This is a genomic window from Myxococcus llanfairpwllgwyngyllgogerychwyrndrobwllllantysiliogogogochensis (assembly GCF_006636215.1).
Classification (GTDB): domain Bacteria; phylum Myxococcota; class Myxococcia; order Myxococcales; family Myxococcaceae; genus Myxococcus; species Myxococcus llanfairpwllgwyngyllgogerychwyrndrobwllllantysiliogogogochensis.
Window position 1 is genome coordinate 1 of the sequence record NZ_VIFM01000023.1, and the last position, 15,329, is coordinate 15,329.

11 protein-coding genes are annotated in these 15,329 nt (G+C 70.1%); 5 read left to right on the forward strand and 6 right to left on the reverse strand.

Going from position 1 to position 15,329, the window contains the following annotated elements:
- Positions 1-243: helix-turn-helix transcriptional regulator (locus FJV41_RS08080; protein WP_141641844.1), on the reverse strand; the 243-nt coding region annotated here is incomplete at its 3' end.
- 195 nt (positions 244-438) lie between these two features.
- Between FJV41_RS08080 and FJV41_RS08085 the strand changes: the two genes are divergently transcribed.
- The 3 genes from FJV41_RS08085 (at position 439) to FJV41_RS54550 (ending at position 4,946) form a co-directional block, all read left to right on the forward strand.
- On the forward strand, positions 439-849 hold the full coding sequence (locus FJV41_RS08085; RefSeq protein ID WP_141641845.1) for a hypothetical protein: 411 nt from the start codon (positions 439-441) through the stop codon (positions 847-849).
- A gap of 184 nt (positions 850-1,033) precedes the next feature.
- Positions 1,034-2,932 carry a ribonuclease R family protein gene (locus FJV41_RS08090; protein ID WP_141641846.1) on the forward strand — a complete coding sequence of 633 codons (1,899 nt, stop codon included), beginning with the start codon at positions 1,034-1,036 and terminating at the stop codon, positions 2,930-2,932.
- A gap of 85 nt (positions 2,933-3,017) precedes the next feature.
- Positions 3,018-4,946: a tetratricopeptide repeat protein gene (locus FJV41_RS54550; RefSeq protein WP_141641847.1), complete on the forward strand. Its 1,929-nt coding sequence runs from the start codon at positions 3,018-3,020 to the stop codon at positions 4,944-4,946.
- A 6-nt stretch (positions 4,947-4,952) separates the two neighbouring features.
- Here FJV41_RS54550 and FJV41_RS08100 read toward each other — a convergent pair whose 3' ends face one another.
- Together FJV41_RS08100 and FJV41_RS08105 are read right to left on the reverse strand one after the other, a co-directional pair.
- Positions 4,953-5,687 (reverse strand): hypothetical protein, encoded by a 735-nt coding sequence (locus FJV41_RS08100; RefSeq protein WP_141641848.1) that lies wholly within the window; start codon positions 5,685-5,687, stop codon positions 4,953-4,955.
- Positions 5,688-5,802: 115 nt separating this feature from the next.
- On the reverse strand, positions 5,803-6,297 hold the full coding sequence (locus FJV41_RS08105) for a YkgJ family cysteine cluster protein (protein ID WP_141641849.1): 495 nt from the start codon (positions 6,295-6,297) through the stop codon (positions 5,803-5,805).
- A 355-nt stretch (positions 6,298-6,652) separates the two neighbouring features.
- On the opposite strand from FJV41_RS08105, the gene FJV41_RS08110 reads away from it, so the two are divergent.
- Together FJV41_RS08110 and FJV41_RS08115 are read left to right on the forward strand one after the other, a co-directional pair.
- Entirely contained in the window at positions 6,653-8,218 is a 1,566-nt protein-coding gene (locus FJV41_RS08110; RefSeq protein ID WP_141641850.1) for a Kelch repeat-containing protein, read from the forward strand.
- Positions 8,219-8,401: 183 nt separating this feature from the next.
- Positions 8,402-10,444, forward strand: a complete 2,043-nt coding sequence (locus FJV41_RS08115) for a PilZ domain-containing protein (RefSeq protein WP_141641851.1) — start codon at positions 8,402-8,404, stop codon at positions 10,442-10,444.
- Between the two features lie 111 nt (positions 10,445-10,555).
- On the opposite strand, the gene FJV41_RS08120 is transcribed toward FJV41_RS08115, so the two are convergent.
- The 3 genes from FJV41_RS08120 to FJV41_RS08130 all read right to left on the reverse strand — a co-directional run bounded on the left by FJV41_RS08120 (position 10,556) and on the right by FJV41_RS08130 (position 15,198).
- The gene (locus tag FJV41_RS08120; RefSeq protein WP_246137083.1) at positions 10,556-13,519 is read right to left on the reverse strand and encodes a M36 family metallopeptidase; all 2,964 of its coding nucleotides are present in this window, start codon (positions 13,517-13,519) and stop codon (positions 10,556-10,558) included.
- Between the two features lie 166 nt (positions 13,520-13,685).
- Entirely contained in the window at positions 13,686-14,096 is a 411-nt protein-coding gene (locus FJV41_RS08125) for a hypothetical protein (RefSeq protein WP_141641852.1), read from the reverse strand.
- 118 nt (positions 14,097-14,214) lie between these two features.
- Positions 14,215-15,198 carry an NYN domain-containing protein gene (locus FJV41_RS08130; RefSeq protein WP_141641853.1) on the reverse strand — a complete coding sequence of 328 codons (984 nt, stop codon included), beginning with the start codon at positions 15,196-15,198 and terminating at the stop codon, positions 14,215-14,217.
- Positions 15,199-15,329 lie beyond the last annotated feature (131 nt).

Consider the following 15,329-nt stretch of genomic DNA (forward strand, 5'->3'; position numbering starts at 1 on the left):
CTTGCGGCCGGGGGGCGTTTCGATGGTGGCGTCCAGGGCGAGCAGCGCGTGGGGTGGGACGTGGAGCACGGTGCACAGGCCGCGCAGGGTGTGGATGCTCGGGAGCATGTGGCCGCGCTCCAGGCGGGCGTACACCTCACGGGCCACACCGAGGCGCTCGGCGACGGCGGCCTGGGTCAGTCCCAGGTTCCTTCGGGCCATCCGCGCGGACAGGCCCAGGTGGACTCCAAGCTCGGTCTTCATTCGTCGCCCGTCGGGAAGGACGCGGGGCTCGCTCGCCACCGCAAAGGGGCACCCTACTCCGCGCTCCTCGCGGGACGCACCCTCCGTGAAGACTCTGTCGTGGCGCCATGTGTGACGGAGGTGTACCCGTGACGCCGTGGACGAGGGCCGGGGCTCGTGGTCCGAGGCCTCGGTGGCACCTCGGGGAACACCTGTGTGAGAACGGGCCGACGGCCGCTGGAGGGAGTGGCCCGGGAAGAGGGCTCGGCGATGGGTGTGAAGACGGTGCGGTTCGACTTCGAGAACACGCGGGACACGTCGGTCGACGTCCGGTTCGAGCCCACGGGGATGGCGTTCAACATCCCGCCAGGAGGCCGCCTCGACGTCATCTGCGAGGGACCGGAAGGGGGAGAGCTCGAGGTGAAGCGTCACCCCGAGGGCCACGTCACCCTGTACGCCTGGTGGGGCGCGTGGTTCCGGGTCGTCGAGGAGGGACGCGTGGTCTACACGGAGGAGGGGCTGCCCGCCCCGCCCCTTCCTCGGGGTGTCTCCATGAAGCAGATGGTGGAGACGCTGTTCGGCCCGCTCGAGAATCGACAGGCGATGCTCGACAAGCCCAAGGAGTAGGGGCGTCAGGTGAGACGGTGGCCGCGCGTCCTGGCCGGCGTTCATCTCAGGTTTCCGCGCCCCGGCGAGCACAGGCTCCTTACGAGAGTCGGCCCCGGAGCTGCCCCCCTCTCACTTCACACTCCGCGCGTCCCTCCTGCCCGTCCCTCGGTGGACCTGGGCTAAGACGCGCTCCCAAGGTTCCATGGATACTTCTGTTTCTCCCCGCGCTGTCACCGGCCGTATCGACGTTCACCCTCGGGGCTTCGGCTTCCTCACCGTGCAGGCGCCCGGCACGCAAGAGGTGCTGTCCGCCTTCATTCCTCCCCCCGACCTCAACCCGCTGCTGGCCGGAGACATCGTCACCGGCACCGTGACGGCGGGCGCGGACGGGCGCTGGACGGCCAGCGGGCTGACGCTGGTGGAGCGGCCCCGCACCCGCGTCTACGGCGAAGTCGTCGCCCGCAAGGGCCTGTTCTACCTGCGCATCGACCGCGAGGTGGGCAACGCGGATTGGGTGCTCGACCCGGGCACCACGCGCGTCCAGCACGGCGACGCGGTGGTGGCGAGCATCACCGACGGCAAGCTCTCTCTGCTCTACCGCATCGAGCCCGGAGAGGACCGCTCGCTGGAGCGCATCATCGCCCGGCACGCGCTGAGCAAGGACTTCTCCCCCGAGTCGCTGGAGGACGCGCGAGTCGCCCGCGAGGTGCCGCACGAGGTGGGCGCGCGACGTGACTTGCGCGACGTGCCGACGGTGACGGTGGATGCGCCGTCCACGCGAGACATCGACGACGCGATTTCCGTGCTGCCCGCGGGGCCGGATGGAGCGCTGCGGCTGCTGGTGTCCATCGCGGACGTGAGCGAGCTCGTGAAGGAAGGCACCGCGCTGGATTCGCAGGCGCGCGAGCGGGCCACCAGTGTGTACATGGCGGGGCGCGTGCTGCCGATGTTGCCGGAGTCGCTGTCCTCGGACTGGCTGAGCCTGGTGCCGGGCAAGGAGCGACGCTGCCTCACGGTGGAGCTGCGCATCGACCCACAGGGCCGGGTGACGGCGGCGGACGTGTACGAGAGCGTCATCCGCTCCTGGGCGCGGCTGAACTACGAAGAAGTCGCGGCCTTCCTGGACCGGGGCGAGGTGTCCGCGCCCATGGAGCCGGTGCGGGACGTCATGCCGTGGTTCCGGTTGGCGGCGGCGCGACTGGCGGTGGCGCGCGGCGCTCGCGGCGGCATGGAGTTCGCGCGAGATGAAGCGCGGTTCACCTTCGACGCGGCGACGGGCGAACTCTCCGGACTGGTGAACGAGCAGCCCACGTCCGCGCACGGGATGATTGAGCGCTTCATGGTGGCGGCGAACGAGGCCATCGCCATGTGGATGCTGGTGCGCGGCCTGCCGGGCGTGTTCCGCGTGCATGAGCAGCCGGACCCGCTGCGCGTGGCGGACCTGAATGCGTTCGCGGAACACTCGGGCTTCGCGGCGGGCTTCGGACGCGAGCTGACGCCGCTGGCGCTGACGGCGTTCGACCGGCAAATCGCGGGCGCGGCGGCGGAGCCCGCGCTGCGCTCGGTGTTGCGGCGCTCGCTGGGCCCGTCTCGCTACACCGTGAAGCCGGGGCCGCACTTCGGACTGGCGGCGCCGCTGTACCTGCACTTCACGTCGCCCATCCGTCGGTACGCGGACCTCGCGGTGCACCGCACACTGAAGGGCTACCTGCACGGCCGCCGCGACTACCTGGACGAGGACCCGGCGATGGAGGCGCTGGCGGTGCACATCAACGCGCGGGCCCGCGCCGCGAATCGCGCCGAGGCGGACCGGCACCACGTGCTGGAAGCGCGGTGGCTGGCGGGGCACGTGGGCAGGGAGTTCTCCGCGCGCATCGTCCGGGTGCGGCCCTTCGGGCTGGTGGCGCAGTTGGACGGCATGTTGGTGGAGGGGATGTTGCCGGCGGAAGGACTGCCGGGCGGCGGACCCTTCCGTCCGGATGCGCGCGAGCTGTCCCTCGTGGGCAAGGAGCGGACCTTCACCGTGGGCATGCCAGTGAAGGTGAAGGTGGCCGCCACCGACGAGCAGCTTGGCCGCGTGGAGCTGTCCCTGGTCGAGTAGGCGGACGCACGGCGGGCTTCCCGCTCGCTCCCCAAGGGAAGGTCGCCGCCCTTCGAGCGGGGGGCGATAGACTCCCGCCCTCTTCATGAGCGAACCCTCCCCTCCCGTCGTCGAGGACGCGCGCGCCCGCTTGCGGCGCCGGGCCGTGCTGCTGCCATTGCTGCTGGTGGCGCTCGCGTACGGCAACGCGGTGCGAGGCGGCTTCGTCTGGGACGACCACTCGCTCATCGAGGAGCAGGAGGTGGTGCGCGAGCTGGCGCCGCTGCCGGACTACTTCACGCGGATGTTCTGGAGCGACCCGATGGGCGTCTCTCGCGGCTATTACCGGCCGCTGGTGACGCTCGGCTACGCGGTGGAGTACGCGCTCTTTGGAGGCGCGCCCGAGGGCTTCCACCTGATGAACCTGCTCTTCCACCTGGTGGTGGTGGCGTGGGTGTTCCTGCTGTGCCGACGAGCGGGTGCCTCGCCCTGGGGCGCGGCGGTGGGCGCCGCGGCGTTTGGTGTCTTCCCCCGGTTGACGGAGTCGGTGGCGTGGATTGCCGGACGCACGGATGTGCTGGCGGCGGTCTTCACGTTGGGGGCGCTGCTCGTGTACCGCGCGGACACGGCCTCACGGCGCTGGGGCGCGGCGGCGCTGGTGCTGACGGGCCTGCTCTGCAAGGAGGTGGCGGTGGCCGGCGTGGTGGGGCTCGTCGTGCTGGAGCTCACCGCCGTGCGCGCGAGGGAGCGCCGCTTCGGACAGGCCGTGCGAAACCTGCTGCCCATGGGCGTGGCGCTCGCGCTGTATGGCGGCCTGCGGCTGAACGCGCTGCGCTCGGACGTGCGGGAGCTGGACGCGGGAGCCTCGTCGGGGTTGTCGCTGCTCGAGCGCGCCGAGGCCGGGCTCGCCGCGCTGGGGCACTACGCGGTGATGCTCGTGGATGCGCTGCGCCCGCGTCTCCAGCAGGGAGTCCTGGGCGAGCATCCCCTCGCCTGGGTCCTCTTGGGCGCGGGGGTCCTCGCCGCGCTGGGGCTGTCCCTGTGGAAGTGGGGAGGCCTGCTCACGCCGCTGGAGAAGGCCGCGTTGGCGACGGCCGCGTGCGCGCTGGCGCTGGTGCTCCATGCCATTCCCCTGGGCCTGCACACGTTGGCCTCGGACCGCTTCCTCTACGTGCCCGTGGCGATGGGCGTGGTGGCGCTGGCGGCACCGCTCGAGCGAGCCGCCCGGTTGCGTCCGAGGGCGGGGCTGGCCGTGGCCGTCGTGACGCTCACGGCCTTCGCCGGGGCGACGCATCTGCGCAACCGCGACTGGATGGACGAGCTTTGGCTGTGGCGGGTGGCGGAGCAGGTGTCTGGCCCCGATGACGCCTTCGTCCAGCAGCAACTGGGCGGGCTCTACATGGAAGCGCACCGATACGAGGAGGCGCTCGGACACCTGCGCCAGTCGGTGCGCCAGAAGAGTCGCTTCACCGGCATCAAGGGCTACAACAACCTGGCGCTGTGCCTGACGAAGCTGGGTCAGCACGCGGAGGCCATCACCCTTTTTGAAGACATGGTGCGACAGCAGCCCGGTTACCGGAGAGGGCATCTCAATCTGGCCATGGCCTTCGCGCGCGCGGGGCGCTTCGACTCCGCGCTCACACAGCTTCAGCGCCTGGAGTCGATGTCCCCGGGTGACACCGTCATCCCGGAGCTGCGCGCGTTGTTCGAGCGCTCGCGTGACACCCTGGCCCGGCTCCCGCGCGGGACGCCGGGTGGGGTGGAGGCCGCGTCGGTGGCGGAGACACGGGCGAAGTTGTTCCAGGAGCTGGGTGCGCCCCATGAGGCGGCGCTGAGCTGGGAGGCGGTGCTGGGCGCGAAGGATGCGACGGCCGAGCAGCGCTTGCAGGCGACGGGCTTCCTCGTGTTCGAGGGAGACCTGGGCCGGGCGAAGCGCGCGCTGGAGTGGCTGCGTCAGGCAAGGCCCGAGGATGAGCGCCTGCCCTTGCTGGAAGAAGCCCTGCTCGCGCGCGCGTCGCTCGACGCGTCACGGTGAGCGGGACTACCCGGCGACCGTCAGTCCCTCGGTCTTCGCCAGCAGCGTGTCGTGGCTCACCCAGCCGAGCAGCCCGGTGGAGGACTTCACGAGGTAGACGAACGACGTGGAGCGTCCGCCCTGCACGGGGACGGGCGCGGCGGCGAGCACGAGAATCTTCGACGCCGCCGCGAGGGTGGCCACGGGCTTCTTGTCGGTGCGTGAGTGGGTGATGGGGAAGCCCTCTCGCACGGTGGCTTCCTGGCCGACGTAGTACAGCTCCTGCGGTACCAGGGAGAGCTTGCCGGCCTTGGCATCCAGGGCGAACTTGTCGCGCCGGTTCCAGAACTGCTCCCAGCTGTCGGAGAGGATGATGCCGTTGCCCTTCACCTCGGTGAGGGCGTGGACGCTGCCCAGCGCCTTGAGGCTCTTGCCATCGAAGGCGTAGACGGTGGTGAGCCTGTCGTTGTCCGTCATGCCCGTGTGCACGGCGACTTCCTTGCGCTTGTCTCCGCTGTCCACGTCGATGATGGAGAGGCCGAGGACCTCCGAGTCCGTCTTGCCGCGGAGCGTGGCGGTGCCGGCGGTGAGGACGAACTCCTCGTCGCCCTCCTTCCACTTCACGGCGATGGCCTCCGGCTTGCCGTCGCCATTCAGGTCGGCGGACGCTGACTGCGTGGGGAGTTCGTCACCGGCCTGGGCCAGCGGCGCGCCGAGCAGCGCGAAGGTCGTCACGGCGAGGGCGGGAAGCTGCGTCTTCATGAAAGGGACCTCGTGAGGGCGCGGGTGCCGCATGCATGCGAGCGCGTGACAGTCCCGGGCGCGGAAGCGCATCGTATCCACGCGGGCCCACCAGGCACCTGGATTCCCACCGACGTCAGCCGCGACGGCCGAAGCGTCCGCGGAAGTGCTTGTCGAGGTAGTACTCGGCGCTCGCGTAGGCGTCCTGGGCCTTGGAGGACAGGGGTTGCTCGGGGTGGGCCTTGGCGGCGCGGCGGGCTCGCTGCATCACCGAGCGAGGCTCGCCTTCGGTGGCGGGAGGCAGCTCGCGTGCGATGGCGTCCACCCATGCGTGGGCCTGGTCGACGATGCCGAGCGCCTCGTCGAGCGTGACTTCCTTCTCCGACAGCGCGGCGAAGAGCTGGCAGTGGTAGCGGCGGCAGCTCCCCGGGCGGTCCGCGTAGACGGTGCACGTGCGCCCATCCAGCGCGGAGCAGTGCTGCGCGAGCGCGGGAACTCCGTCCTCGCGCCGGTCGAGGGGCACTCCGCGCCGCTCCAGGGCCTGGGCTTCCTCTGGTTGGAGCGAGACGTGGGTGAAGAGGGTTCCGTCGCAGCACATGCCGCAGCGCAGGCAGAGGGTGGACAGGGGCATGGGGCCTCGGAACGGGAAGGAATCCCTCCACTAACCCGTCGCGCGACGACGTTCCATCGCGGCGAGGCGGGGAAGGCACGCACGCTCCCTCGTCCGCGAGGCGCCCGCACGTCAGATGAGTCGTACCGGCCGCAAGGCGGCACTCTCGTGGGGGCCGGTCCGGTCCTGGCTCGAGGAGGCAGATGCTTTGTCGAGAGGAGTCGCACCGGGTTCGAGGGTGGCACTCTCGCGGAGGCCAGCTACCGGCCCGATGAGGCAGATACACTCGTGAGAGAGCCTGTGCTGTCCCGAGAGGCACGACCCTCTCTCAAGGGGGGCCCTCGCTCGCGCGCCGGGCTGCACTACAGTGGGGCAAATGCGTGCCGCGTTCCGAGTCCTGACGCTCGCTCTGCTGTCGACGCTGCTCGCGTGCGAGAAGACGCCCGGTGGCGTCCATGTGGTGGTCGACGGTCCGCTGACGCCTGTCGTGGACTTCGACCGTCTGTCTGTCATCGCCTCCCTTCCAGATGGCACGCCCCTCGCCGTGGCCACGCTGGAGGGCGCCGCACTCCGCCTCCCCGCCACCTTCAACTTCGAGTCCGGCCCCGCCACGCCCGAAGGCACCCGCGTCTTCGTGCGCGCCACCGCCGAGCGCTCCGGCATCATCCAGTCCACCGCCTCTGGCGAAGCCGCGCTCACTCCCGGCTCCGGCGCCAGGCTGTCGCTCACCCTGCCCGCCGTCCCCGAGCCGCCAGACGCCGGTCCTCCCGTGGAGTCCTGCGACAACGGCGTGGACGACGACGGTGACGGGCTCGGTGACTGCGCGGACCCCGACTGTGTCGGCGCCAGCTGTCAGCCCGGAGGACTCGTCTGCGCGAACAGCGTGTGCGCCTGTCCCGGTGGCGTCACGGGCGTCATCACCGAACGCCCGGGCTTCGCGCGTCGCTCGGACCCCCTGGTCGTCGCTCCCTCCACAGGCCCCCATGCTGGAGCGCTGGTGATGCTGGGAGGCCGCGATGGCGCGGGCAAACCCGTCTCCACCGTGGAGATCTTCTTCCCCGAAACCGGCCGCTTCATCGCGAGCGACCTCGCCGTGGACCGCGCGGAGGCCGCCGCGCTGGTGCTGGATGACGGCGCCGTGGTGGTGCTCGGCGGCGTGCGAGAGGGAGACGTGCTCGAGCCGAGCGCAGAGTGGCTCGACACCGATGGCGGCACCACCCTCATCCCCTTCTCCCCACCCCTGGGCTTTCGCCGCGTGCTCGCGGGCCGGCTCGGAGCGGAAGGGGTGATCGCCGGAGGAGAGCTCACCGCGGGGCTCGGCAGGCCCACGACGGACTCGGCGATCCGCATGACGCTGCGCGGCGAGAACGCGGGGGCCTGGGAGAGTCTGGGCCGGCTCTCCCTGAAATGCCCCACGGGAGGCGCGGTGCTGGGAGACGCCTTCGTGCTCGCGGGAGGCTGTACCAGCCTCACCCCCTCCGAGCGGACGGATGTCGTGGCACCCCCAGGACTGCTCGGCGCCGGGCCGCTCCTGCCCACCTCGCTGATGTCGCCCGCGGTGGTGGAGCTGAAGTCGGGACGGGCGCTCATCCTCGGCGGACGCGAAGGCGGCATCGTCCCGTCCTCGCGCGCATTCCTCCTGGAGCGGAATGCCGGGGTGGTGAGGGCGCGGGAGCTGTCCTCCATGGACGCACCTCGCGCCGCGCCGCGCGCGGTTCTCGCGGGCAACGGTTGGGTGTACGTCGAGGACAGGGAAGGGGCTTCTGCCGCATGGTTCGACCCCGCGTCGGAGCGCTTTACTCCTGCTGCGTCAATGTCGACGCCCCGTCTGGGCCATACCCTCGTGGGAGGCGCCGACGGACGCGTTTATGCCGTGGGTGGAAGCAGACCCGACGCCGGTCCGGACGGTCTGTCCTCGTTCATCGAGCCGCGCTGTCCTTGAATCCCAGGGGTGGCCCGCACCCAATGTGGTTCCGCCACGCCTGTACCGAGGAACAAGTTTCCGGCCTGTTGAGAATGGTCAGGCTATATGAACCCCGGTTCACCCTGGTGGTACCCATACCGGGGGACTGCTTCCTTTCGCCCGAAGTCGTACACTCGTCTCCATTCACACAACGGAGCTGGCATGCAGGCGGACACACGGGACGGGACGCGCGGCCGGGAGTCGGTGCTCGGCTACCGGGTGGGGACGGAGCTGACCGCGGTGGCTTCGTTCGGCAACAGCGACACGCCGGGCCGGCTGATTCAGCTCTCGCTGGAGCACCTGACGCTGCACCTGGACTCGAACGCGCTGCCGCGTCCGGGGCAGGCCGCGTCGGTGGTGCTGGGCCAGGGTGAGCGCTGGGCGACGTCGCTGGACGCGGAGGTGATGGAGGTGCGCGGAACAAGGCCGGAGGTCAGCCTTCGCTTCGTGTCGCCGCCGCTGGACGCGGGCCGTCGCATCGTCACGGTGCTGGAGGCGCTGCGCGACAACGGCCTCTTGTTGCCGCCGGAGACGCGGCCGGTGTGGAAGGAGCGCATCGACCGCAAGGAGCGCGTCGCGCGCATCTGCGAGGCGCTCGCGGGTCGTCAGGCGCGCGGCATGGCGCGCACCGCGGACGGGCAGAAGGTCTCCGTCACGGCGGTCTTCTTCGACGCGCTCAACAACCGCATGGGCTGGCGCTTCGATGGCCCCATGCTCCAGGGCCCCTTCGTGCTGGAGGCGTTCGGCTACAGCAGCGTGGTGCACCTGGACGTGAGCGAGGCGCGCGAGGAGGACGGCTGGGTGGTGATGCCGGTGCCCTCGGAGCTGGTGCGCTACCGTCACCGCTGGCTGCGTCGCGCGCCGCCGAGCAGCCCGTGCACGCTGTCCTTCAACCACCCCATGTGGCCGCAAGTGCATGTGAAGCGGCCCGTGCTGGACTTGTCCTACGAGGGCCTGGCCTTCATGACGGAGCCGGGCGAGGACCTGCTGTACCCGGGCCTGCGTCAGCCGGTGCTCGAGGTGGCCATGGAGGGCCTGGCGCCGGTGCGGCTGCGCGCGGAGGTGCGCAACATCTCCGGCACCGCGGCGGGACGTCGGTGCGGCATGTCCGTGCGGCCGCTGGACGCGGAGGGCGCTCGGGCGTGGCGCGCGCTGGTGGAGGCGCAGATGCACCCGTCCACCCGCGTGGAGGGCGACTGGGGCGATGCGACGTGGAAGCTCTTCCAGGGCTCCGGCTACTTCGGCCTGCCGGGCAAGTCGCCCGAGGACTTCGTGGAGGAGCGTCCCTGGTTCGACGCCACGCAGGAACGGCTCGAAGGCCGCACCAAGCTGGGCTACCGGGTGGTGCGCCCGTCGGGTGACTCGCTGGAGGCCACGCTGTCGGTGGTGAAGCCGTACGAGGGGACGTGGATGGCGCATCAGCTCGCGCGCCAGGCCGTGCCCGGTCAGCGCTCCTCGGCGCGCGAGGCGCTGCGCGACATCTACCTGCGCGGCTACGAGCCCACGCAGGTGGACCCGGACGTGAAGTGGTTCATCGCCTTCTGCGAGGCGAACGTGCGCTGGGTGCGCTTCACCAAGTTCGACTTCGCCCACTGGTACGAGCACACCGGCCAGGCGTCCCTCACGCCCTTCCGGCTGATGGAGGCGGAGGTGGAGCGCCAGTGGGAGGTGCCCGCGGACGTCGACGTCGGAGTGCCCACCGACGCCGAGCGCGCGCGCTTCTTCCAGGAAGTGGAGCGCACCCGTCCGGTGGCCTACCGCGAGGCGCTCGATTTGGTGGAGGAGCGCTTCGACCTGTCGCGCGCGCGGACGAAGTGGGGCGAGGCCGGCCTGGGCCGCGAGCGCGAACTGCGCGTGGCCCGCGTCGACGGCCGCGCGGTGGCGCTGGCGGTGCTGGAGTCGGCGCAGCCGGGCCTCAACCTCTTCAACGTGCTGGACGGCGTGCGCCTGTTCCCGCTGGTGGATGACGCGCTGCCGGAGGCGCAGCGGGCCATGCTGGCGCTGCTGGCGCACGCGGCGGAGTGGTACCGGCCGCGCGGTCGCCGCGTGTTCGTCCACTACGTGGAGTCCACGTGCGTGGAGTACGTCGAGCGCGCCGCCCTGGCCGACCTGGGCGAGGGCAAGCTGTGGATCATCTCCTCCGCCCTGCTGCCCGAGTTCCTGGAGCACCTGTGCGAGGCGACCACGCCCCGCGCCGCGTCCTGAGCGAGTCTCCGAGTCGACGGGCCCGCTGAGAGCGAGCCGCGGACATGAAGAGGCCGGGTGGCCCGAACGGCTCCACCCGGCCTCATTCATTTCAAGCGGCTGGCGAGGCGCCTACTGCTTCGCCACGCGCAGGTAGTACGTCACGCCGCCGATATCGCGGGTCTTCCCCTCGGCCGCCGGGTCTTCCAGCACCGCCGCGAAGTCGAACTGCTCGAAGTCCTCCGTCTGCTTGCCGGTGAACTCGTTGTCCTTGAACTCCAGGCCGACGTTGAACTCCTGCAGCGGCTGCAGGGGAATCTGGAACACCGCGCGGGTCGGGTCGGCGACGCGGAACTGCGTCTCACCCACGCGCTCGATACCCTCGGCCTTGCCGCCGTTCTTCTCCCACAGCGCCGTCAGCTCCTGGCCCAGGTCCACGACGATGGTGCCGCGCCCGATGAACGGCCGCTTCACGTCCACGTTCAGCTCACGGAAGCGCACGTTGAACTGGCGCGCCTCGCGCAGCGTGTTGCGCAGGATGAACGTGGCGTTGGAGAAGCCGAACGGCACCATGTTCACCACGTTGGTGTTGCGCCAGATGATGTTGTTGTTCTGGCGGGTGTTGTAGTCCGGGTTGCCAATCTCCAACGTCGTCATCGGGTCGGCCGGCGTCACCAGCCGCGCCAGCAGGCAGTAGTGGCCCTGGACGGCCGGGTTCCACTCGACGACGACTTCGTCATCCGCGCCGCCCGGCAGGTACACCACCGTCGCCTGGCCCAGCTCCGTCCAACCGGCCGGCCACGAGGTGCTGGTGGCCGCGTTGGTGCCGTACACCTTCACCACCACGTTGTGCGCGGCCACCGTGCTGCGGTTGCGCACCTTCACGTGGACGTAGTTCGTCTGACCGAACTCCGGGTTCTCGTGCGGACCGTTGGTGGTTGAGTTGCGGACCCAGATGTCCTCGCTCTCCCACATGCCGTTGGACGCGGTGGCGGCGTCCGGCTCGTTGCCCGTGTCCCACGGCTTGTCCTTGCCCCACACGTCCGTCTCGCAGGCAGCGGGCACGGCGAAGCCGTTGGTGGGCGAGGTGCTGTTGGCGGTGCCCGACACCGCGTTCGAGCCGAGTCCGAAGCCGGCGAACGCCGTCCACAGCCGGCACACGTCCTCGCCGCCGTGCAGCGTCGTCGCCGCGGCGATGATGCCGTCGCGCACCTGGGTGAAGGTGGGGCTGCAGGGCGTGTTCTTCAGGCCCTCGGTCAGGTACAGCATCATGCGCTGGTTACCGGCGCTGCCCGTCGCGTTGTAGAGGTTGCTGTTGAAGCCCCAGCGGTCCACCAGGGCCCAGTACGCCTCCCACGCCGCCTGGGCGAAGACGGAGCCCACGCCGTGCGGAACGGCCATGCCGCTGATGCTCGCGTACGTCCAGTTGTTCACCGTCTGGTTCGTGCTGTAGCGCTTCGCGCGGATGCCCAGGCCGGTGGTGGGCTGGCCCAGCGCGTAGGTGCCCATGCCGCGCCCCTGCGGGCCGGTGTGCGTGGGGCGCGCGGTGTAGACGAGCGCGAGGAAGTCGCTGATGCCCTCGCCCGGCGCCTGGTTGTTGTTGAGGCAGGACACGTTGCTGGGGCCGCCGACCAGGCGGTTGGAGATGCCGTGGCCGGCCTCGTGGACGATGATGCCGCTGTCCAAATCACCATCCCGACCCGGGACGGTGGTGGTCCACGTGTACATCTGCATGCGCGGACGCTGACCATCCGGCGGGGTGTAGAAGTTGGCGTTGTTGACGTCCTCGCCGTCCTGCGCCTCGGCGCGCACGTAGTCGTTGCCCAGGCCGGGGTTGCCGTAGTTGTTGACCTGGAAGTTGCCGCCCGCCTCGTCGAAGCCGTACTGGTACTGGATGTCGTGGATGATGTTGTTCCAGTAGAACAGGTTGGTGACGGCCGCCGACGTGTACGCGCTCGGGCCGAGGCTCAAGTCCAACAGGAAGCTGCAGGTGAGCGCCGTCCCGCAGTCGGGCTCCACGGCGGGCGGCAGGTTGTTGTCGTCGATGTCGTCGTAGGCATGGACGTTGTTGCCGCGGTGGAGGGTGTACTCGGCGCCGACGACGCCGTCGGTGTCATGCCAGCCGAACGGCGACGCCGTGGTGTTGGCGGGATTGAGGAGGCTGAGCCGCGCGTCCATGGGCGGCAGCGGCGTGGTGTGGATGGGGCTCTCCACGGGGCGCGGATAGACGGAGTAGGCGTCCGAGGCAATCCAGTCGAAGCGCGTCCACACCTCGCCCGTGGTGGCGTCCACCGTGAGGTCGTAGACGTGCCGCCGGTCGGGCGTGTGTACCTGGAAGTTCCACACCAGCCGGGCGTCGCCCTGGTTGACGGGCAGCAGCGCCAACTGCGCTTCGATGGGCTCGGTGGACACACCGGACTGCTCCACGCGGGTGCGCTGGCGCGGGCCTGTGTCCTTCTCCAGCGCGCGAGGCGCCGTCAGCGGCTTCAGACCCAGGTGACGCGCGGCCCCGGAGACGGCGGCGGCGGCGTCCAGGCGGGGCTGGGTGCTCGGCACGGCGCGGGCCAGCGAGGGCAGGAAGTCGCTGTGCACGCTGACCACGCGGCCTTCGCCGTCCACGTTGATTTGCAACTGGCCGTTGTAGAGCGGCAGGCCCTGGTGCGTCTGGCGCAGGTACAGGTGGGTGACACCGCTCTGCCGCGAGTAGACGCGGTCGGTGACCTCCAGGTTCGCCAGGTCCGTCAGCTCCAGGCCCAGGAGCTCCCGCTGCGACTGGACGAAGGAGAGGCCGATGGCGAGCGCGTCGCCGCTGCTGCGGCCGGACAGCGCACCCACCGGGTTGACGAGCGAGCGGACCAGGCCCGTGGAGGCGTCATGCTCCACTCGCAGCTCGGGCACGTTGCGGCGCAGCGAGGCTTCCCGGTCCTTCTGCAGCGCGCTCACGGCCTTCTTCACGCCGACGTTGTGGGCGATGCGGGCGTCGTGGTTGCGAGCGCCGTGAGAGTCCTGCACGACGGCGAAGGCGGAGGGAGCGCTCAGCGCTCCCATCAGCACCAACGCCTGGGTGAGGCGGCGGCGGAAATAACCCTGTGACATGTGTACTCCTGCTCTGGGGATGAAGCCGGCGGGGGGACAGAGAACCGGCTACCCCGCACAGAGCAGTGGACGTGCCAATGAAGTCTTCCGAGCAAGAGTCGGAAGCGCTGTAGCGCCCGCCGTTACAACGGCGGGGCGCTTGTAGCGTCGCGTGTTACAGACGACGTCAGGAACGTCGCCGTAACTTCTTGGATTTCTTCAGCTCCTTGAAGAGCTCCTCGGAGACCTCAATCAACTGCTGCTGGGTGAGCACGGGACAGTGCCAGTCCTGGGCCCGCATGTGCTCCAGCAGGTCCTGGGGTAGCGCCACGCCGTGTTTCTCCACGTAGTGGGCCAGGACGTCCGTCCATATCCAGGCGCCGTCGGTCCGTGAGTACCTCAGGGCGACGTTCTTCTCGCCGGTGAACCAGTCATCATCGCAGCCGCTGCTGGCGGACAGCACGGAGGCCTGTCTCAGGTAGGCGGCGGCGCGGGCCCGGTCTTCCACCGGCAGGCCCTCCTTCGCTTCCGCGAGGGAGGGGGCGTCCAGCAACTCGGGCGTGAGTTCCTTGAAGAGTCCCGCGTGGCGCATGGGCATCAACGGTTCGTCCCCCCACTCGTGCGGTCGCCATTTTCCGGCGACCTTCGCCCTGGGCTCACACCTCCCCGAGGTTCTACTCAGGGGAGGCGGAGCGGGAGCGACGAAGCAACGACGACTAGAGCCCGTCGTCCTCTTCGGGGTCCGGGTACGACTCGAGCTCGTCTTCAGACTCTTCGGTGTTGCGGCCCCGGCCCTGCTTCTTGCCCTTGCCTTCGCTCTTGGCTTCGCTGCCACCCGCGAGGTCCGCGTCCGGACCGACGACGTACCACTGGCGGCCCTGCTGGATGCGGCGCAGCACGCCTTCCGTCTCCAGCGCGGCGAGCAGCTTGGCGAACGTGGGGAAGCCGTGCTCGCGCTCGTCGAAGTCCGGCTCCTTGCGGACGATGGTCTCCTTGATGAGCGAGGGATTGACCGGGCCGGTGGCGCGGGCAATCAGGTTCTGCACCACCTCGCGGGCAATCTCCGGGACCTCCGTCTTGGAGTGGCCCTTGCCACCCGAGGGCGCGGCCTTCTCCACCTCGGCCTTGCCGGCCTTGCCCGTCGCATCGCGGCCATGGCGGCCCCGCTTGCCATGCCCCGCTTCCTCGGCCGCCGCGCCATGACGGCCCTTGTCGCCCTTCTCCGAGCGCTGGCGCGTGGTGCGCAGGTAGATGAACTCGTCGCACGCGTTGACGAAGAGGGGGGAGGTGGACTCCTTCACCGCCAACCCGATGACGGTGCGCCCGTTCTCACGCAGCTTGTAGGCGAGCGGGCAGAAGTCGCTGTCGCCGGAGGCGATGACGAACGTGTCGATGCTCTCTCGCGCGTAGCACAGCTCCAGCGCGTCGATGACCAGGCGCATGTCCGCGCCGTTCTTCCCCGCGCGGGTGGAGGGGGGCACGTCGATGAGCTCCACGCCGAACCGGTGCAGGCCCATCTTCGCTTCGTTGAAGCGGGACCAGTCGCAGTAGGCGCGACGGAAGACCACCTTCCCCTTCTCCAGCAGCCGGTCGAGCGAGGGCTGGAGGTCGAAGTTGGAAGCGCTGATACCGGTGTTGGTGACGAGGTTCTCGAAGTCGAGAAAAAGGGCGATGCGGTGCTCGTTGGTGCGACCGTTCACGTGCGGCCTCTGCGATAGGCGCCGGTGTACGGCGCGATAGGGCGCCGGTGTGCGGCGCGGATGGAGCCCCGGCGCTTCCTCCGTCAGGAGGGCGCCCGCCGGGCCCTGCGGGTGCACCCTAGCCTGTTCCC